This is a genomic window from Legionella fairfieldensis ATCC 49588 (genome assembly GCF_000621525.1).
Taxonomy (GTDB): domain Bacteria; phylum Pseudomonadota; class Gammaproteobacteria; order Legionellales; family Legionellaceae; genus Tatlockia; species Tatlockia fairfieldensis.
Genome location: NZ_JHYC01000028.1, coordinates 1 through 19995 on the forward strand (window position 1 = coordinate 1; position 19995 = coordinate 19995).

Sequence of the window (19995 nt, forward strand, 5' to 3'; positions counted from 1 at the left end):
AAGGGTCTTGCCTTTGGCGATAAGGGCTATATCGGTAAAAAAATATTTGAAGAACTGATTAATGGTGGACTAAAACTAATCACTAGAAAACGTAAAAATATGAAGGATAAACTCGACTTATCCAGTTATGAAAAACAGTTGCTTAACCAGCGTGGTATCATTGAAACCGTGATTGGTCATTTAAAACATTGTTATCAAGTTTGGCATACACGCCATCGCTCCATTATAAATGCAATGACTCATTTAGTGGCTGCTTTAGCTGCTTATGCCATTGAGCCATTAAAGCTGTCTGCAATTAAATTGCTTGCAAATTGCGCATAGAAAAACCCATTACTGGGGTTACAAGAAGCTTAGCCTGGAATTGCATCCCGATAAAGTTGCTCAAAAGGGAGGGACTGAAGATGAAAAACAGAAGGCAACATTTGCTTTTCAAAGCCTTCAGTCAGCCTATCAAGTTTTATCAGATCCGGAAAAACGTGAAGCCTATAATCGTGAAGGTGGTGAATCAAGAACCTTAAATCCTTTGCCAGTACCACAAGATTTAGAGCGTCCGTCTGCAAATTGGGCTTGCTTAAAAAAAGTGTATGAAGAAGGATACCAACAACATCCCCTTAAAAAAGTAAAACAAGAGGATCGAGCAGCGGTGTTGAAAACCGCTATTCCTCTAGCCAATCGCCATTTTTCTCCTTTGTATTATCAAAATCTGTATGTTCTAACGCGACAAAATGAGCAAGACAAGGATATCGATGAATCATACTCAGATGTATTTGCCTTGATTGACGCAAAGCAACGCTGGTTTGGTGAGCCACTTCCTATTGAGACAAAGTTAAACCTAACACCTGAGTTGGCATTGATAGGATTATTAGATTTTCTGAAGGGAAAATACTATGGATTAAATCTTGTAACATTTCAAACAAGTTTGGAAATTGAAATAAGTAAGAATACTTCTGCAAACAAATTTTATCGCGCTATTTTAAGATTTATTTCGGTAAAAGATTTAAAAAAGGATTATCAAGAAGCATTAAACGCAGTACATGCTTTATACGATGCTGCCTTAGAACAATATAAAGCCATTGAACGTCAAGCAGAGCTTTTAGCGCAAATTGAATTAAAAGCACAAGATGAGTATCGACAGCAAATGGACAGAGTTAAATCGGCTCAAGAACGATTTACCGCTGAAGCTAAAGCTTGTGATGAGTTCCACGTTAAGGTCTTACGTTTGCGTGAAACACTTGCCGTATTAGAAAAGGAAATTCAAACAAATAAAGTAGTCTTTGCCACTTCAGAGCAGACCATGGAAGATAAAGAAGCTCAATTTGAACAGTTCGAAAATACACAATACACGCTTCACCAGGCATTAGTCAAAGCTGAAGAGCAATATGCTATTACCCAAACCTCAATGAATAATGCTCGTGATGCTCATACCGCGCAATTAAAATTGGTAGAGCCCCTTGAAAAGCGAATAAGAGAACTTGATGAACATCAAAAAAGGCTTCGATCACAAAAATTTAACGAGCGTTTTTTAGATTTAATTGAAAGCAAATACTATAAAATAACTCTGGCAAGTATTGTTAGTCACTATTGGCATGACACATCGCCTAATGTTACCCCAGAAAAATTCGCTCAAATTGCTATCCGTTTTAACGCTGTCTCACCAGAGTTGAAGAAAAAATACACGGGCTTAGGCCAAACTTTATTGTATGCAGATGAGCGCATAAAGAAACTTGGGCAGGATCTAACAATGGATCAGTATTGTGAGCACGCGAGTTTCTTTTTTGATCTCTATGCAACAGTCCCTATACTGGCAGTTAAAGTAAATGCGATAATGCTGGCTGGGCTTTGTTGGCAAATGGCTACTCACAAGATTGATGATCCTGCGCAACAAATGGCCCTTGAAGCCTTGTCACTTCGAATGTATCAAATAGCAATTCAGGTGGCCATCAAATCACCTGTTTCATATGCACTCTACGTCATGATACATGTTCCTAAATACCTCTCGGAGCTTCGCTATGAACAAAGCACCATGAGTAAAAGAGATGTTCAAACAATTGCAGCTCATATGCAAAATCCTCATGAAAGAATTTCTCCGGCTCAGTATGAGTTCTATACTGTCCATGGTGGGTCACCCATAGAAAGCATGGAGGGCGCTATGGACAGAGCTCTTTATCTTATATCCTATTTCCCAATTTATAGCACACACACGCACTTATTGGATCAATTACCGCGTCAACGTTGCTATATGACGTTACAAGAACAATTGCTTGAGCGATTCGATACCAGGCAACAAAATCGTACTCAACAAGACATCGTTAGTGCAGACGATGCAGAACTATATTATTACGTTTATCAAAAAGCACTAAAATCAGATCAGCTTTCAAAACATCAGCTCAACGAGCTACGGCTTTTAACCATGAAGCTGTTATTAGAACAAAGCAAAACATCGTTATTGGAGCTTGATCAATTAATGAATGCTCCTTACGTATCAATGCCTCAAGATGATAATGGTTTCTGGATGACTGGGCCTTTGAACTATCCGGATAATCCTGACAGCATGAATCTTATTATCTATAAATCATTTGAAGGTTACTCGCTTAATCCCAAAACTGGGGACATACAGCTCATGTTAACACGCTGGATGCCAGGAGATAAACCGGAAGAACGATTATTTACACATGATGATCTGCTCGCTCTTATTGAAGGAGGAGTTGGACGTGCTATTTTTAGTTTAGATGCAAATAGCGTTTACCGACAATATGATCCGCTCCAAATTGTACGTTTTTCTCCACAAAGCTTAAAAGACACCGAGTATTTAAGAAGTTTGTTTGCTACAGACTATATCATGAAGATGATTTCTCAAGGGACTGAAATCAATGCTCGACCACCTTACAATACGCGCCCCATAGATGCTTTATTTGAAGGATTAGACAAATCGATTCAAGAAGAGCTTTTAGCGTGTCCTGAAAAAACTGCAAATGATGAGGATTTTAAATCTCATGCTACGCGCTTCTGGATTCAAATGGGGGCTATCCCGCGTGTAGAAAAAGAACGGGGTTATTGTATTTTGGTGCGCTATGGAGATCCTGAAGTAACAATAAAAAAACAATTATTAACACTTGATGCGCAGGGTCATTTAGTGGATGCACCGATCGATTTAAATGATAAATCACGAGAAGCGCGCTTTGCATCAGCATTTACCAAGTATTATGGAAAAATTGCAGAACAACTCCCTATATTCAATCAACTGAAAGCGTTTTATACCATTTCAGGAGCTATTCAAGAATTACAAGAAAAGCGATTGCGCAATAAACGAGGCTTAGTAGTACATAAACATCAATTGGACAATGCAGAACATTGGCAACAGGAAAAAGCGAAGAAACGTAAAGAATGGAATGAAATCAATTGGGATGATTATTTAGCTAAACGCATAGATTTACTAACAAGGTTAGTAAAAGATGATGCCCACTGGGAGCGCTTGATAGAGGACAGCGTCAAGATGTTAGAAAGAAAGCGAGTCGCTTTAGAAAGTAAGCAAGGAGAAGAGTATCAACATACGCGTGCTCATTTCCTTAAGATGTATCAAGCTCTCGGTAAAAAAATTTATGAAGAAGAGCCTCGTCTGCATTGGACACTAACGCATCCAGATTTTAAACAACACTGTGATAGAATTCGACAAACTGTTTTTGAACAAATAAAAGCAGAAGATAAAAATGCATCAATAGAGACCCTTCAGAAAAATCTGGAGTTATTTTTGAATCCAAATAAAGAATTTACTACGATAGAAGAAGCAATCCTTCATAAGATAAAAGCCAATGCAAAAAATAGGCTTTTAGAAAATCTAGTGTTTTTCAAGGAAGCCATGGGTGTTACTTCATATAATGAGGCGACCGTTAAATTTTTACGGGGAGATATCTCACCAATGGTACGGATGCAGGCAGAATATGAAGTTTCAAGAATACTTGCGAATGAAGAAAATAGTCCTGAAGCAACATCCTTTCTAGAAACGCTTAAGCAACGTGTTCTAGCTGAAACAAAAAGAGAATTGCTGAAGCAATTATCGTCCGATACCCTGCAAATTTTAGATCAATCCATTACTAAATCTAGTTATGCAACGGATGATCCTGTATTTATTGTTTTTTACAACAAAAGAAGAGCAGAAATTCGTCAACAGCAAATTCAAATAAATCAACGTAATATTCCTAATTGGAGTCAGTTTGAAACGCAGTATCTTACACAAATCGACAATCTTTTAGATAGAGATTTTTCAAAACAAAGTCAGTTGATTAAATTTAACCAACTTGTGACTCAGGTTCGACAACAGCAGAAAATGAAATGGGTTATGCAAATTTTATCCGAATCTCCAACAATTCTCAGTCAGTTTGGCGGAGAAATAGAACGTGTTGAGACTGCTGTGGAGGCTCTATTAAATGGTAATCCAGAGCATTTAGCTCTGGCGCAAATGGAAATGATATTTCAAGAACTCAAAGCGACCACAAATACTGCCATAAAAACCCACATTGGACAAAAAATCTGGGAGCAATTACTGACGCAAGAAGTCGAGACGCAAACTAAAATTATGACCGACGTATTAAAAACAATATACTCAAAGCCCAAAGAAAAACAACAGTGCCCGGATTATGCCTATTTAAAACCTTACTTTGCAGAGTTGGCTTATCAAGAGGCTATCGATAGTTTTTCCCAAGGCGATACAAATGCCTTTGTTGAAAGCCAAGTTGCCTTTGCTCTTGAGCAACGCAAAAAAGAATTATCCGGTGATTTATACTTGAAGGCCAAAGAAGAGGTGGATGCTGCAAGATATGATCTGGAAAATAATATATCAATAAAAGCAAAACAACATGTAGATAATTTGAAGTCTGCTTTAATCAATAACATGGAGGGGCAACTTGAAGCTTACGTTGAAGAAGCTAAAGAATCTTTAAGAGAGGCGATCGCAGATGGAAATAGACTTGAAGCAAGTTTTTCACGAATTAAATTAGGAAAAAGTGAGAAAATGGATGCTTCATCCAATACAGAATTTCGGGTCCCAGCTATTTTTTCCAAATGCAATGATAGATATGTTTATGGTGGAGTTAATGCAATCCCAAGTTTTAAAGCGGTTGAGAAATTAGATGAGGAGTCTAGAAAACTTACTTTCGTTTCTAGTGAATGGGATATTTGGAATGCTAAAAGAACACTAAACAACATTAACTGTAATTTTAATTCATTAAATCTGAACATCATGCTTGCGAAGCAAGGTTTAGAGCAAGCAATCCGCATGGCAGAATTACAACTTGCTCTAAACAAAATAGGTATAGGCCAATTCAATCTTGCCAGTAATTATCAACTTGAATTACAGAAATTTACGATGGGTAAACTTGAACAAGCACCTGAAACAACTAAAACCTCATTGCTCTCATGGCGTGCCACGGGATCTGCTTTTCAAGAGGTGGCTCGAATGACATTATCCAATGTGGTACACAATACCACCGCTGTTTTCAAGGGTACATTACAAGGATTGGACGATATTCTCAATATGTTTGTTCATCCCATTGATAATGTTCTAAAGCCGACGGCGCATCTTGCAGCAGATGCACTCGTCATTGCTGTGGCACATTTTCCACCTCTAGCAACCATACAACAATTTTGTAATCCGGATGAAGCCGCTGCCTTAAGTGAAGTATGCCGAGTGATAAAAAATAACCGTGGCATATATGAGGATGCTGTTATGAACATGCAAAACCGGTTTCAACAGGTTCAGCAAAGCGTAACAACATTTTCACAAGCCAATCAGGCAGAACAGTACCAAATGGCTGCACGAGCTATTACGACATTTGTAGCTCCTGGTGTATTAATAAAAGCAGCATCTGCTGCAAAAACGATCATACATCGGACTTCCTTGGCAGACAGCCCTATGCTATTAAAGAATAGCAAAAGAACTCCTGATGGCAATAGAAATGGACAAGGGAGCGGAGGAACTTCTAGTGGTAATGGAGGGGATAGTGGGAATACGCCCCCTCTTTTTCCACCAGGCAGTATCGGTGCAGCTAAAGTGTGGTCCACTAAAACTAGACTATCTGCACTAGGATTACCTAATGAAGGAAAGGTGCGGTATATACCACCAGAAGGATATGATCCCAAAGTTCCTTTACCTCGTGGAAACCATGGTGGATATATTGATCGTTTTGGTAACGAATGGGTAAAAGGACCAACAAGAACAAAAGGCCACGATTTCGAATGGGATGTGAGACTATCACGAGCTGGAGAAAATTACTTTGCCAAACTTGAAGCACAATTCGGCCCATTTGTAAGAAAGTTAAATGACGGGCCATACATCAATGTTTCTCCATTTGGCCACATCACACATTAAGGAAATTAACATGAGAAATAAAAAAAATAAATTTGAACTTTATGATGTTGTTGAAGTGATATCTAATAAGCGTGCTTTGCGCTCTATTTTAGGTAAAAAAGGGATTGTGCGCGGTATATCGCAAAGTGAAGAGGATCCGTCTGTGTTTGCCTATGCAATAGATATTCCTGCCTCAAAAATTAATTGGTTTATTTTTGAGGCTGATCTCAAAGAAACGGGAAAGAAAGTAAACCCTGAACAAGTGGAGACGGGGTCTTTTATAACTGTAGATAAAAATGGTGAAAATTTATAGCTAACAATATGAGTTAACAAAATTCTACAATTATTAAGAATAAATTGAATTAATTGACGTCAACTAAACACCTGCTCTATTAAGGCTTCAGTTTTTATGAACAATAAGTGAGTGGATGCGATAGCGAATAAATTAGAATGTAAAATTAATAAATTTAATCTAGGAAGCTTCATTATGTAAAAAACGCTATTTCATTTGTTAAATCTATGTAATAAAGAGTCTAGATAGGCTTAATTGTCAAGCAAAGCTAATTGTCTTGGGAGCAGGAATATGTTTTCGAACAGCTAAATCTTGATAAACTCTCATTAAGTTAACCGTGTTTTTATGATCAATCAATTAATCACTGCTGCGTAAGATTAGCTGATTATTATTGCCCAGATTAAAGTGGTAAATATCCTTAAAATGTACAAATTTTTCATCGATAGAAATCATTTTCCCCGCCCATGATGGTTTATTATTAAACTTTTAGTTTATTTAATAATCCCTTAATAATAAAAGGCTATTATAAAATTATCAGTAACAGCTTTATGAGGCGCATTATGACCCTTTCTCAGGAATATAGAAATCTCATAGAATCATGTGAAAAATATGTGACATACCTGGAATCTCATCAAACTAAAACTAACCCTAATTTTGCTGATCAAGAAAAAACAAAAACCAACCAAAAAAAAACAAAACCTGATCAAAAAGAGCTACTTCACTCAATACTTTCACAAAGATTTGATAACAATGTGTTAGAAAATAAAATTGAGTTAATTAAAGATATTACCAACCTATTATATGATTTAAAAATAGACGCCGTAAATTCAATAAAAAAATACAAATTTATAAGTAAAAACGCTAATATTGAACTCATAAATGAACTTAAAATTTCTGACAAAGAACCTGATAAAAAAGCTAAAATAGAGCAGGCTTACAAGGAAATAAAATTAATAGAATTACTAGAAAAAAATGAGTTAAAAGAAGTATTTAACAATTCCAGTCCCAAAGAAATAGTAAGAAATGTAGAATTAATGAAAGTTCTCGAAAATTCTGGTTTACTGAATGCATATGAATCTGAAAAATTAAAAGCAAAAACCCGTCTAATTAAACATGCTCTTAAACCAACTTTATCTACCAATACTTCAGAAGAAGAAAAAGAATTAATCAAAGAAATTTTAACAAATGCAGAAAAGATCGACTTTTTTATCAGGGCAAAAAAAGCAATATTGGAAAAAAGAGTTAGTGAAGTGGGAAGAATATGCAACGATTATTTAAATGATTTAAACAATGAAAAGAAAAATGCGAGTCCTCGCCAACTTGAAAAAATTAAAGAAAAAATATCCATAGTAAAAAGCTTTATGGCGGTTATTGATAACAAAACGGATTCCATTGATCATAAATTCAAAAAAATTTCCGATTTAATTCATGAAAAGAAAAAAAATCTTGAAGAACCTCGCTCTTCATTCCACCAGTTTTTTAGAAAAATTGTACGTGCGTTAAATCTCGATTCAATTTACAAGGGCAATAATGCTTTTTGGAAAACAAAAGGGGCCAAAGTAGCCGACAACATAGAAAATATAATACATTCGGACAATCTACCCAAGCTTAATTAAGCTGGGTTCATATGACAATGGCTTAATAGGTCGAGGGGTATCGCTATTAAGCCACATCTGGAGATGACACTATTTCAGAGTTCTTCATCCAATCCATTAAACAGATATTAATCAACACGTCAATAGCACCCGACATTAAATTTTAATCTTGCCAGAAAACGGAAAACTATATACCTTACATACATAAAATATTGACTTAAACGGCTTACTCCAAGGATCAGGATTTTGAAAAAGACGATTATCTCTACCCGATTATGGCTTCTTTTATTATCGCTGCTTTTTACACCGTTAACAGCGCAGGCAGCCCTGCCTAAATTTAGCATAGTCCCGGTATTGCGGCCATTAGCCATGATACCGGCTAATGGGGTTGCATTGGCACAATATTGGGTCACTAATAATACCAACGCAATACGTACCCTGACCATGACCCCCATTGCAGGAGTCAATCAACTGACGGGAACAGGCATCTGTACCTCTCCATTTACCCTGGCTCCCGGCCAATCCTGTTTATTATCCCTGCAATTAATAGGCAATCTTATGATCGGTGACCTGCATACCTCTCCAACCATTTGTAAAACCATGGGGACAGGAGATAATCGGCCCGATCCTTTTCTCTGCTCTCAAGCAAGCTTTGCAGACAGGCTTGAAGTAAGGCTGGGGGGTGTTATACCCATTACTATTTCAAGCTCTTCTACAACACTTGCTCTCAGCATCAATGCAGGCGGATCCATTATTATTACCAATACAAATAATAATGCTGTAGCAGAGAATATTGGCGTTAATATCATTTCTGGCGCTAATTTTTTTATAAGTGGTAATACCTGTCCGATTTTGTTGATGCCTGGCGCTAGCTGTGCGATAACCTTTAACACCACTACTTCTGGTAGCACTGGAACAGCAATTATTCAAGGGAAAAACACTAACCCGCTTACCATTTCAATGACTTCTGTTGCACCTGCCATTAGTGTAACGCCTGCCGTTTCATTTATAGCGGGAAATGGCGGCGCCGTGCAGGTTTATAATGCCAGTGCAGATGCCTATGCTGCAAATGTGACAGCGATTCTTCCTCCAGGAGCCAATTTTTCTATAGCCTCCAATAATTGTCCTGCTCTGTTGTCACCCGGTGGTGTGTGTACAATCACCTTTAATGCCGTTACGGCAGGAAGCCTTACCGTGCCCATTCAAGGATCAAATACTAATTCAACAAATACTGTCTTGACAGCAACTCTGTCTTCAATTTATGAAGAGGATACCAACAGGGTTAATGTAAGTACCTCAGCCTCCTCTGTAGTAATTGGCACATCTCTTTCCACGGTGGGGTTAGGTCAATCTGTTATTGTAGTTAATTTATCATCTTCACCCGCACTTAATATAGAAGCAGTTCCTCCCGCTGGCTCTACTATTACTGCAAATAGTACCTGTCCTGTCTCTCTTCCTCCGTTTCCGGCATTTTGCACGATAACCTTTAGCTCAAACGCACCTGTTTCGGCAACGCTTGTTACCCTTCAGGGTAGCAATACTACAGCAAACACTGTAACGGTAACCGATGTAGGATTGGGCGCTTCTCCTCAAGCTATACGTATTCCTGTTAATGGAACAGGAACAATAACGGTACAAAACAATTCGTCTATTAATGCAGCAACATTTATAGAAACCCTTATTCCGCCTTCCAGCCTGATTTCCGTGACCTCAAACAATTGTTTCCCTGATTTGGCTGCCTCTTCCTCCTGTTCAATCGAATTCACAGCGGGAACCAGCACAGAAACAACGCCTGTAACTATTGTTGGACACAATTCCACAGCCTTAACGGTTATTATTGAAGTGACCAATTCTAATGACCAATAGGAACACTCATTCGATAAAGCTTATAATAGCAAGTCAAATGTGTGGAATAATGATCATGGAAAGATTCAATCCGACATAGAATCAGGCTAACATTATTGATTCATGATTTATAATCGAGGCAGTCATGCACAATCGTCCAGGTATTATTGAAAACTTTATTTACAATGTGGATTCTATCCTGCGCACACTAGTCCCACCTGCGCAACGCAGTTCCAAACGCGAATCACCCGGTAATAAATTACCGAATCCCTCTCTAAACAGACAAGAAACACGTCATGTCGCAGGTTTAATGCGAGTTAATCACTCGGGAGAAGTCTGTGCACAGGCGCTTTATCAAGCCCAGGCATTAACTGCTCAAAATCCAAACATTAAAAAACAAATGGCAGAAGCTGCTGATGAAGAAATTGACCATTTAAGCTGGTGTGAGGATCGTTTAAAAGAATTAGACAGCCAACCCAGTCTTTTAAATCCATTCTGGTATTTAGGTTCCTTTCTGATTGGTGCTGTAGCGGGTCTCGCAGGCGATCGCTGGAGTTTAGGTTTTGTTGCAGAAACGGAACGACAGGTTGCTCATCATTTACAAACACATTTAGCAAAACTTCCAATCCAGGATGAGAAAAGCCAAACTATTATTGCGCAAATGCATGAAGATGAAATCCACCATGCTACCATGGCAAAGGACGCTGGTGCTGCAGAACTACCCTTTTTCTTAAAACAGTTAATGCAAAAAGCAGCTAAAATAATGACTCACTCTAGCTATTATCTTTAACAATGACTAATTTCTTCCTGATTCTTATCGGTCTGGGGCTTGTTTTGCTAAACGCTTTTTTCGTTGCGGCAGAATTCGGTATGGTGCGATTACGCCATACACGAGTCGCACTGATCAGGAAGGAATACCCTTGGCGTGGAAGCATCCTGGCTAAAGTTCATCAACACCTGGACGCCTATTTGTCGGCCTGCCAATTGGGTATCACTTTAGCCTCTTTAGGTTTAGGCTGGATTGGCGAACCAGCTTTTGCTAATGCCCTTGCACCACTTTTCCATGGGTTAGGTTTAGTAAAACCAACCGTACTTGAGTTTATTAGTTTTATTTTTGCTTTTTCACTCCTCTCCTTTTTACATATTGTAGTCGGTGAACTGATGCCCAAATCCCTGGCCATTCGCCAGAGTGAACAAATCTCCTTGTGGACAGCACCCCCTTTGTATTTTTTTTATTGGCTGATGTATCCTGTTATCTGGTTACTCAATTCCTGCTCTAATTTACTATTAAAGAGTTTGGGGTGGGATGTTGTTCATGCTGGTGAGCAATTTCATTCCAGCGAAGAAATCAAATTAATTTTACGCTCAAGTCAGTTACACGGAGAATTGACGCAACAGGAAAGTAACATTCTTGCGCAGACTTTGGAATTAGGTGATCTTTGCGTAATCGATATCATGCGCTCTTATGATGATATGGTCATGTTAAATAACCCCACCACCAGGGAAGTACTTATCGAAACTTTATATCATTATCGTTATAGTCGTTATCCTGTTTACGATACCACTAAAAAGCAAATTATTGGTATTTTACATGTCAAAGATCTACTGCCTCATATGCTTGAAACTCATGCTAAAAACACATTATCGCTGGAACAACTAATAAGACCGGTACCTAAAATTTCTTACCGATTACCTGCTTTAGCATTATTGAGGCAATTTCAAGAAGGGATGTCTCATTTTGCTCTTGTCTATGGACGTCGGGGAGCCATCATTGGTTTTGTAACGTTGGATAATTTATTGCATCTGGTTATCGGCGTAATTAAAGACGAGTTTCACAAAACGCAAGACGCCTGGGTAGTGCATGGTGACGGCAGCATTACGGTCAAAGGCGATTGTTCTTTGTATGCACTTGAACAAGCCTTACAACGTGAGTTAATGTTAACTATCAACGAAGAAGAAGAGGTAACGACTGTGGCTGGTTTAATCTTGCATCAGCTAGGCTCTCTGCCGAAAGAAGGGGAAACAGTCATCTTTCCCGGTTTTTCAGCCACAATTGAACGTATGCAAGGAGCCAGAATCAGGCAAGTAAGAATTAAAGCACAGCAGGCTTAAGGACAAAAATGGAATCAGGTACTCTATTCATTATACTGGTTATTTTAATCGCTTTTGTCTTTGAATTTATTAATGGCTTCCATGATGCAGCCAATTCAATCGCCACAATAGTAACTACGGGTGTATTAACACCCCGCCAGGCTGTTATTTGGGCCGCTTTCTTTAATTTTATTGCGTTTATGGTTTTTAACCTGATGGTGGCAAAAACCATTGGTAATGATCTTATTGATACTTCAATTATTAATACCTCCTTGCTTTTTTCTGCTTTAATTGGCGCCATTTTCTGGAACTTATTAACATGGTACTATGGGCTACCTTCAAGTTCTTCCCATGCATTGATTGGAGGGCTTACAGGCGCTGCTTTGGCAAAAAGTGGCCTCACTGCTCTAAAACCAATGGGATTTATCAAAGTAGCAACAGGGATTTTTATATCCCCTTTCGCAGGATTAATAAGTGGATTTCTGCTTGTTTTACTATTTGGATTTTTGTTTAAAAACCATTCTGATCAAACAGTTCACACCTTCTCAAAAGGCTTCCAGCTCATTTCATCAGCGTTACTAAGTTTAACCCATGGGGGTAATGACGCTCAAAAAACAATGGGTATCATCGCTGTTTTATTATTTTCCACCACCTGGCTAGGAGATACTTTTTACATTCCTTTTTGGGTAGTCATCTCCTGTCATTTCATCATCAGTATGGGAACATTGGCAGGCGGTTGGCGTATTGTGCATGTTATGGGCAATAAAATTACAGAGCTCAACCCTATTCGTGGTTGCGCTGCCGAAACGGGGGCCGCACTCATTATTTTTGCCGCCACTGATTATGGTATTCCTGTTTCAACAACTCATACAGTCACTGGTGCAATTGGCGGAGTAGGACTAATGAATGGCCTTAAAGAAACCCACTGGTCTGTTATGAAACGTATTTTTCTGGCTTGGCTCCTGACTATTCCCGGGGCTGGCATAGTAGCAGCAATCATTATGATGATTATCATTTAAATTAGCTCTTGGCAAAGGATAATTCTACTTGTTCAGTACACTATGGAAGCGTCCATAAAACCAGTAAACACCTATCCCGGCCAACATCCAAATCAAAAATCGTACCATAGTAATTCCAGGTAAATGAAAAATAAGATAGACACAGCTTAAAGTACCCAAAACTGGAATCACTGGCATTAATGGGGTCTTAAAAGGCCGTGGTAATTCAGGATGAGAATAATGCAGTACGATGACGCCAATACAGACTGTAATAAAGGCAAAAAGAGTACCAATATTAACTAATTCCGCTAGTTCATCAATGGGCACCATGCCTGAAACAAGCGCTATGACTAGCCCACAGCTCACAATAATACGTAAAGGTGTCTGGGTATAATGATTGATTACGGCAAAAAAACAAGGAAGTAACCCATCTCGGGATATCGCAAGAAAAATACGGGTTAGACCATAAAATAAAACAAGCATAACCGTAGTTAATCCCGCTATTGCACCTACACTAATTAAAGCTGCCGCCAATTTATAACCCAGCATTAATAACGCATAGCTTATTGGTGAAGAGACATTGAGCGTATTATAAGGCGCTATGCCTGTTAATAAACCCGAAACAATAATATATAAGATAGTACAAAAGCTTAAAGAACCAATAATACCAATCGGTATATCACGTTGCGGATCAATTGCTTCTTCCGTTGCAGTGGAAACTGCATCAAAACCGATATAAGCAAAAAAGATTAAAGAAGCCCCTTGCACTACGCCATGCCAACCAAAAGGCATGAAGGGAAACCAATTTTTGGGTTGTACGACAGTAATTGCTATAATGATAAAAATTGCAATCACCAATAATTTCACCAGTACCATGAACGTATTAAAACGAGAGCTGGATTTAACACCCCATGCTAACAATACGGTCAACAGCACAATAATTGAAAATGCTGACAGATTGAAAAAACCACCGGCTGAAGGACCAGAACTCAATGCCAACGGCAGCTTTAATTGAAGTACCAGCAAAAAATCGTTAAAATAGCTACTCCATCCCACTGCAACAGCAGAGACAGAAATTGCATATTCCAATAATAAATCCCAACCCACAATCCAGGCAATAATTTCCCCAAACCCGGCATAAGCATAGCCATAAGCACTACCGCAACCACCTACTGTGGAGGCCAGTTCGGCATAGGATAAAGCCGAAAACGCACAAGCCAAACCAGCAATAATATAAGATAAAACAATAGCAGGACCCGTTTGAGTTGCTGCAATAATCCCTGTTAATACAAAAACACCTGCGCCAATGACAGCACCGATGCCCAGAAAAACCAAATCAAACGCAGATAAACATTGAGCCAAACCTCTCTCATTATCCGCCGATTCAGTAATGACTTTTTTTCTTAACAAGTCCATATTAATATACTTTGCTGGATAAAATATAAATTATGCTGGAACGAATTGCATAAAATATGCCACCGAATACCAGCCGTTTGAATCAACTTCATTAAGGTTATTGTTTATGCAACGCTGTGCATGGTGTACCAAAGAACCGCTCTATATTACTTATCATGATGAAGAATGGGGGGTACCTGTAAAAGATCCGCAACAGTTATTTGAGATGCTTATTCTGGAAAGTATGCAAGCCGGCTTAAGTTGGTTAACCGTCTTAAGAAAAAGAGAGGCAATGCGCGAGGCGTTTTTCAATTTTTCTGCTGAAAAACTGGCTCTGATGACTGATACTGATTTGGCACAATTATTAAATAATGAAAAAATTATACGTAATCGCTTAAAAATCAAGGCGGTCCAAACCAATGCAAAAAGCTTCCTGCATGTTGCTGCAAGGGAAAATATTACTGATTATTTCTGGCAATTCACCCGGAATCAGGTTGTGCAAAACAATCCCCGGGTTCTTGCCGATATTCCCTCCGTCAGCCCTGCATCTATCACCATGGCGAAGCAATTAAAAAAAGATGGTTTTGCTTTTATGGGTCCCACTACTTGCTATGCATTGATGCAGGCAACAGGCATGGTTAATGATCATTTGCAGTCCTGTTTTCGTCATAGTCAATTAGCCTGAATGATTTGCTATACTAAATTCTAATCAATAACGTTGTCTGTTCTTCACTATTAAGAATTTACTTCAGGGACTGGAGGTTATAGCGATGAAGATCATGATAATTAAGTTAGCAACATTTTTTTTGATTATTGTTAGCTTAACAGCCTTTGCGGATCAATTTCTCATCCGGCAAAAACCAGTTCCTTTAATAGCGGAACAAAATTACTACAGCTTTCCTGCTGATTACGTACCCATTGATCGTTATCATTATGTTTATGTCGGTGGAGAAAACAGAGTCTGTTTTCTGGAACAGCGTCCCGAATTGAGCAGCCTTGATTTACTGCGGATCAGCATTATGCAAAACGATAAGAAATTCAGGTGGTTTTGCTATCGTTATGATCCGCGCTTTTTTGTTATCGACTTTTAGAAGACGAATCAAGATTTAGATAATAACAGGTTAACTTCTGTGGTTTCTCTGAATAGAATTTTTAAAGGCTGTAATATGCTCGTAAGCCTTGTCAATGCGGGATGGGTTAATCTCGCCTGATTTTACCTTTGCTTCAATAAGATCAATAACTTCTTTCGGGTCCTGAATTTTATCAGTTAATTGATTACCAAAAATAAACATATCAGCACCTGCATTTATCGCCAGCGTTAACGCCTGCTCCAGACTAAAATGTTCGCTAATCGCTTTCATTTGCATATCATCAGTAATAATTACACCCTCAAATTGTAACCGCTCGCGTAAAAGTTCGGTCAACATTTTATGGGATAACGTAGCAGGTAAACCTGATTCATCCAGTAAACGGTTAACAATATGTGCTGTCATCACCATCCCGCAACTATCCTCTCTCCCTAATAACTGTTTATACGGCTCTAACTCCAACGCTTGCCAACTATCAGTCACATCAACAAAAGTCAAATGAGAATCTGTTTTAGCACTGCCATGTCCAGGAAAATGTTTATAGGCACACTGAACCGCATGGTGCAAAAAATGGCGGGAATAAATACCGGCAAACCTGGCCACTTCACTCGGTTTGGCAGAAAAACTACGTCCTAATTGGCTGATAATGGGGTTTGTCGGATTAGTGTCAACATCTAAAGCAGGAGCAAAGTTCAAATTAAAACCAGCATCTTCCAAGGTTTTACTCATGGACTCAGCGATTTGCTCTGCCTGATTGGTATTCATTTTACCGGTTTCAGCAGCAGAAATAGTGGCTGGAAAACCATCGCTCTCTTTTAACCGATTCACTGCTCCACCCTCATGATCAATAGAAATTAATAAGGGTAATTGTGGTCGATGATATTTTTTATTGGCAGCGGTATTAGCCGATTGCAAATCCTGATTTAATTTTTTTAATTGCTCTGGATTTGCAATATTTTTGTCAAAGGTGTTTGTCCGGTAATTATAATCAAATAAAATAACACCACCGATATTATTCTCATTAATAGCTTTAATAATAGGGGAGTTTTTGTCCACATGCTTGCCTTCAAAACCTATTATTAACATTTGGCCGATTTTATCGCGCAGGCTGATTTCTCCGGCAACGCTTGCCAGACTTACTGTCAATAACATAACAATCATTAGCCAATTTTTAAAACCAATCATGATTCATCCTGTATATACAAAGCCAATATGTTAACAATTTAATCAAAAAGAATCAATAAAGTAATTTTTGTATAAACAATATAGAATTTTTTACCAGATTAGGGTGTATCGTGTTATTCATGCTATAACTTTAATTTTAATTCAGAGACAGGGCTTATGTGGAAATCGCTTGTATCTATTACGGCGGGAGCTGCTTTGGGAGCATTACTCCGCTGGCAACTAGGTACCAGGTTTAATCATTTATTTCCACTCGTGCCTCCAGGCACACTAGGCGCGAATCTTATCGGTGCCTACGTCGTTGGTCTTGCCATTGCTTATTTTGCTGCTATACCTACTATTTCAACGCAATGGCGTCTCTTTATTATTACGGGTTTTTGTGGCGGACTCACCACGTTTTCAACCTTTGCTGCAGAGGTAATGGAACTTATACGACAAGACCGTTTCGCCTGGTCATTAGGTGCAATTGCTATTCACATCACTGGCTCACTATTAATGGTTTTCGCAGGTATGGCAAGTTGGCTTGGTATCCAGCGTTTAACAAGTTAACAAACAATTGCCTAATCAGAATGTGATCTGTTGACATCTATCTGCTCTATGTTACTTTTTAATTTAAATCTTCTTTAAGGAAAATTAATGAAGTCATTTATTGAGCAAGCACAATTTTATGCGGTCTACCATCAGAAGCCGATAACCCGTTACATGCATTTAATTGGAGTACCTTTAATTGTTTTTTCCCTGATGATTTTTTTCGCATTCGTACATTTGGTTATTCCTGGAGTAATGGATCTTACTCTGGCTTGCATTCTGACTATTCTTCTTCTTGTTTATTATTTTTATCTCAATTGGTTTTTAGCTTTAGTCATTACACCCATATTGGGTATTTTGCTATGGCTTGCTCATCTTGTCAGCCATGCAGGACCTACATCCTCAGCGCTGTGGGTTTTTATCTGGACCTTTATACTGGGTTGGACTTTACAACTCATAGGTCACTTCCTTGAAAATAAGCGACCCGCCTTAATGGGTAATCTTTGCCAACTATTGATTGCTCCCTTGTTTCTAACCGCCGAGCTTTTTTTTATGTCCGGTTACATGCAAAAATTAAAGCAGGAAATTTATGGCAACATTGATGAATCAGAAACTATAAAACCAGAAAAATCAGAATCTGATGATAAATTTTAAGAGGCCAGATTTCGAAATTTATTATGCATGCCATCCATTCAATGACGCCACGCATGAAGGCAACGATGAAAAATTTCCAATCCACTACTCTGTGTGGATTGGAATGTTCCTGATTAAGTACAAAAAACGGTATTCAACTCATTTTCAATATCCATCCACAATAATGTAATACTGCAATTTTGTTCTATAATTATTGCTAAAGCGTCACAAACATCTTGCTTCTTTCCATACCCCAGTAAAGGAGAACAGATGCATGGCCATTGCGGTTATTATAAATAACAAGGCTAAAAATTACGCGCAAGCCGACACTTACCTGGAAGCATTCAATAAGGCAGGTATTTCTTATGTCCTCTATAAAACAACACCAGAGGATTTAGTGGCGACGATACAACAATGTATTCATCAATTTAAAATTATTGTAATGGGTGGAGGAGATGGAACGGTACGTACCGCTGCTCATTATTGTATCCACAAACCTGTGGTCCTGGGCGTGCTTCCTCTGGGAACTCTTAATCATTTTGCCAAGGAAATGAACTTACCCGGAAGCGTTAAAGAAATAATTGCCAGTTTGAAAAAACCTTGTACCCTTACTATTGACGTGGCTAAAGTTAACGACTTTATTTTCATCAACAATTCATCTATTGGTTTTTATCCCAAATTTGCGGCCAAACGCGATCAATATAATAAAATCTATAATAAATGGTTAAGTTATATTCCCGCGTTTATTGAAAGCCTTAAAAGGTATAAATCTTTTCCACTCACCATAAAAAGTAAAAATATGAATCTATCTTTATACACTTCCTTTGTAATGGTCAGTAATAATGTCTATTCTTATGAGTTTCCTGCAACTGTTAAAAGAGAAAGTTTTCAAAAAGCATTACTTGGTCTTTATTATTTTAAACAGAGTAAAATACAATTATTTAAAATAATAAAAAATTTATTGGATAATAAAAATATCTTTGAAATAAATCAATCAAAATATCCCATTGAAATTCATTTTAAAAAGGAGAAAGAAATTACAATATCTCTGGATGGAGAGACGATCAAGGTAAAAACTCCTTTATATTATCAGACTTTGCCTCTCTCTTTGAACATTTTAACAAATTCATCATGCGAATAATTCACATTTCTGACCTTCATTTTGGTCTGCATAATCCTGCTATTATTGAGCCTTTTCTTGAAGATATTTCTTTATTGAAACCAGACATTATTATTATATCCGGAGATCTGACCCAAAGAGCAAAACCTGAGCAATATAAGCAATTATTAAAATTCTTGCAATGCTTACCCGCACTACTGCTTATTGTACCGGGCAATCATGATATCCCTCTTTATAATCCTTTTTCCCGTTTTTTATGTCCGTTCAAACGTTACACCGATTCTATTTCACCCCTCCTTGATGCAGGTTTTACTAATAAAGAAGTGAATATCCTCGGTGTTAACAGTGCCACTCCTTATCAGATTAAAGACGGGGTATTAAATCGTAGGGCATTGAGACGTATTAAAAACCATTTTTCGTCAAGCCAGGAACAATTAAATATAGTATTTTTTCATCATAATATTCAATATTTTTCCGGGATGCATCAGCCTCTGAATAATGCAGAAACCTTTTTAAATTATTTAAAGGAAAGCCCTATTCATATAGTTTGCACTGGGCATCTACATTATGCCAATCTAAAATTAATTAATAAAAATCATGGCGGACAATGTGTCCTGCTTCATGCCGGATCTCTTCTTTGTCCACGAACTGCGGATGGAAAAAACAGTTTTTATTTAATCCATACTGAAGGATTAAAATGTTCAATTGATTGGAGAGTGTTTGTTAAAAACACTTTTTCATCCCATCAGATTTTTAACCTTGATTTCACGTCTAGATCCTTCTGAAACCCATTAATGTGTGAATCGATGCAAATTTTTGGTAAAGTCTCTGTTCAGGCATTTAAAGGATTTTAAATTACTGGCAACATAACCAGGTTCAATACCA

General features: G+C 38.0%; 16 protein-coding genes. 14 read left to right on the plus strand and 2 right to left on the minus strand.

The genetic code is table 11. From position 1 onward, the window contains the following. From T345_RS0108525 to T345_RS0108560, 8 genes are all read left to right on the plus strand, one after another. Positions 1-321, plus strand: a 321-nt coding sequence (locus tag T345_RS0108525; protein ID WP_028388437.1) for a transposase, incomplete at its 5' end; no start/stop codon positions are given. Then, complete coding sequence (locus T345_RS0108530; protein WP_028388988.1) at positions 305-6364, plus strand: polymorphic toxin type 17 domain-containing protein; 6060 nt, start codon at positions 305-307, stop codon at positions 6362-6364. The genes T345_RS0108525 and T345_RS0108530, both read left to right, overlap by 17 nt. 10 nt (positions 6365-6374) lie before the next feature. Then, positions 6375-6656: an Imm31 family immunity protein gene (locus T345_RS0108535; RefSeq protein WP_028388989.1), complete on the plus strand. Its 282-nt coding sequence runs from the start codon at positions 6375-6377 to the stop codon at positions 6654-6656. Between the two features lie 539 nt (positions 6657-7195). Continuing rightward, positions 7196-8251 carry a hypothetical protein gene (locus T345_RS0108540; RefSeq protein WP_028388990.1) on the plus strand — a complete coding sequence of 352 codons (1056 nt, stop codon included), beginning with the start codon at positions 7196-7198 and terminating at the stop codon, positions 8249-8251. Between the two features lie 225 nt (positions 8252-8476). Next, positions 8477-10096, plus strand: a complete 1620-nt coding sequence (locus T345_RS0108545) for a hypothetical protein (RefSeq protein ID WP_028388991.1) — start codon at positions 8477-8479, stop codon at positions 10094-10096. 124 nt (positions 10097-10220) lie between these two features. Continuing rightward, the gene (gene coq7 / locus T345_RS0108550) at positions 10221-10865 is read left to right on the plus strand and encodes a 2-polyprenyl-3-methyl-6-methoxy-1,4-benzoquinone monooxygenase (RefSeq protein ID WP_028388992.1); all 645 of its coding nucleotides are present in this window, start codon (positions 10221-10223) and stop codon (positions 10863-10865) included. A 2-nt stretch (positions 10866-10867) separates the two neighbouring features. Beyond that, entirely contained in the window at positions 10868-12187 is a 1320-nt protein-coding gene (locus T345_RS0108555; protein ID WP_028388993.1) for a hemolysin family protein, read from the plus strand. An 8-nt stretch (positions 12188-12195) separates the two neighbouring features. After that, on the plus strand, positions 12196-13185 hold the full coding sequence (locus tag T345_RS0108560) for an inorganic phosphate transporter (protein ID WP_028388994.1): 990 nt from the start codon (positions 12196-12198) through the stop codon (positions 13183-13185). Positions 13186-13209: 24 nt separating this feature from the next. On the opposite strand, the gene T345_RS0108565 is transcribed toward T345_RS0108560, so the two are convergent. Continuing rightward, positions 13210-14580, minus strand: a complete 1371-nt coding sequence (locus T345_RS0108565) for an amino acid permease (protein WP_028388995.1) — start codon at positions 14578-14580, stop codon at positions 13210-13212. Between the two features lie 106 nt (positions 14581-14686). Here T345_RS0108565 and T345_RS0108570 point away from each other — a divergent pair, with 106 nt between their 5' ends. Both T345_RS0108570 and T345_RS0108575 read left to right on the plus strand, forming a co-directional pair. Further along, entirely contained in the window at positions 14687-15244 is a 558-nt protein-coding gene (locus T345_RS0108570; RefSeq protein WP_028388996.1) for a DNA-3-methyladenine glycosylase I, read from the plus strand. Positions 15245-15329: 85 nt separating this feature from the next. Further along, entirely contained in the window at positions 15330-15650 is a 321-nt protein-coding gene (locus T345_RS0108575) for a hypothetical protein (protein ID WP_028388997.1), read from the plus strand. Between the two features lie 30 nt (positions 15651-15680). Here T345_RS0108575 and T345_RS0108580 read toward each other — a convergent pair whose 3' ends face one another. Continuing rightward, a complete protein-coding gene (locus tag T345_RS0108580) occupies positions 15681-16832 on the minus strand; it encodes a glycoside hydrolase family 3 protein (protein ID WP_028388998.1) in 1152 nt (383 codons plus the stop codon). 156 nt (positions 16833-16988) lie between these two features. Here T345_RS0108580 and crcB point away from each other — a divergent pair, with 156 nt between their 5' ends. The 4 genes from crcB to T345_RS13905 all read left to right on the plus strand — a co-directional run bounded on the left by crcB (position 16989) and on the right by T345_RS13905 (position 19895). Further along, positions 16989-17378, plus strand: a complete 390-nt coding sequence (gene crcB / locus T345_RS0108585) for a fluoride efflux transporter CrcB (protein ID WP_028388999.1) — start codon at positions 16989-16991, stop codon at positions 17376-17378. Between the two features lie 87 nt (positions 17379-17465). Continuing rightward, positions 17466-18011, plus strand: a complete 546-nt coding sequence (locus T345_RS0108590; protein ID WP_028389000.1) for an Mpo1 family 2-hydroxy fatty acid dioxygenase — start codon at positions 17466-17468, stop codon at positions 18009-18011. 253 nt (positions 18012-18264) lie between these two features. Then, on the plus strand, positions 18265-19131 hold the full coding sequence (locus tag T345_RS0108595; RefSeq protein ID WP_028389001.1) for a diacylglycerol/lipid kinase family protein: 867 nt from the start codon (positions 18265-18267) through the stop codon (positions 19129-19131). Continuing rightward, complete coding sequence (locus T345_RS13905) at positions 19122-19895, plus strand: metallophosphoesterase family protein (protein WP_035918585.1); 774 nt, start codon at positions 19122-19124, stop codon at positions 19893-19895. The genes T345_RS0108595 and T345_RS13905 overlap by 10 nt, the downstream gene beginning before the upstream one ends. Positions 19896-19995 lie beyond the last annotated feature (100 nt).

What these genes read in the sequence shown, in the direction of transcription:
- T345_RS0108565 (WP_028388995.1), bottom strand. Translation starts at nt 14,580, where the DNA reads ATGGACTTGTTAAGAAAAAAAGTCATTACTGAATCGGCGGATAATGAG.
- T345_RS0108575 (WP_028388997.1), top strand. Translation starts at nt 15,330, where the DNA reads ATGAAGATCATGATAATTAAGTTAGCAACATTTTTTTTGATTATTGTT.
- crcB (WP_028388999.1), top strand. Translation starts at nt 16,989, where the DNA reads ATGTGGAAATCGCTTGTATCTATTACGGCGGGAGCTGCTTTGGGAGCA.
- T345_RS0108580 (WP_028388998.1), bottom strand. Translation starts at nt 16,832, where the DNA reads ATGATTGGTTTTAAAAATTGGCTAATGATTGTTATGTTATTGACAGTA.
- coq7 (WP_028388992.1), top strand. Translation starts at nt 10,221, where the DNA reads ATGCACAATCGTCCAGGTATTATTGAAAACTTTATTTACAATGTGGAT.
- T345_RS0108590 (WP_028389000.1), top strand. Translation starts at nt 17,466, where the DNA reads ATGAAGTCATTTATTGAGCAAGCACAATTTTATGCGGTCTACCATCAG.
- T345_RS0108540 (WP_028388990.1), top strand. Translation starts at nt 7,196, where the DNA reads ATGACCCTTTCTCAGGAATATAGAAATCTCATAGAATCATGTGAAAAA.
- T345_RS0108570 (WP_028388996.1), top strand. Translation starts at nt 14,687, where the DNA reads ATGCAACGCTGTGCATGGTGTACCAAAGAACCGCTCTATATTACTTAT.
- T345_RS0108560 (WP_028388994.1), top strand. Translation starts at nt 12,196, where the DNA reads ATGGAATCAGGTACTCTATTCATTATACTGGTTATTTTAATCGCTTTT.
- T345_RS0108535 (WP_028388989.1), top strand. Translation starts at nt 6,375, where the DNA reads ATGAGAAATAAAAAAAATAAATTTGAACTTTATGATGTTGTTGAAGTG.
- T345_RS0108555 (WP_028388993.1), top strand. Translation starts at nt 10,868, where the DNA reads ATGACTAATTTCTTCCTGATTCTTATCGGTCTGGGGCTTGTTTTGCTA.
- T345_RS0108595 (WP_028389001.1), top strand. Translation starts at nt 18,265, where the DNA reads ATGGCCATTGCGGTTATTATAAATAACAAGGCTAAAAATTACGCGCAA.
- T345_RS13905 (WP_035918585.1), top strand. Translation starts at nt 19,122, where the DNA reads ATGCGAATAATTCACATTTCTGACCTTCATTTTGGTCTGCATAATCCT.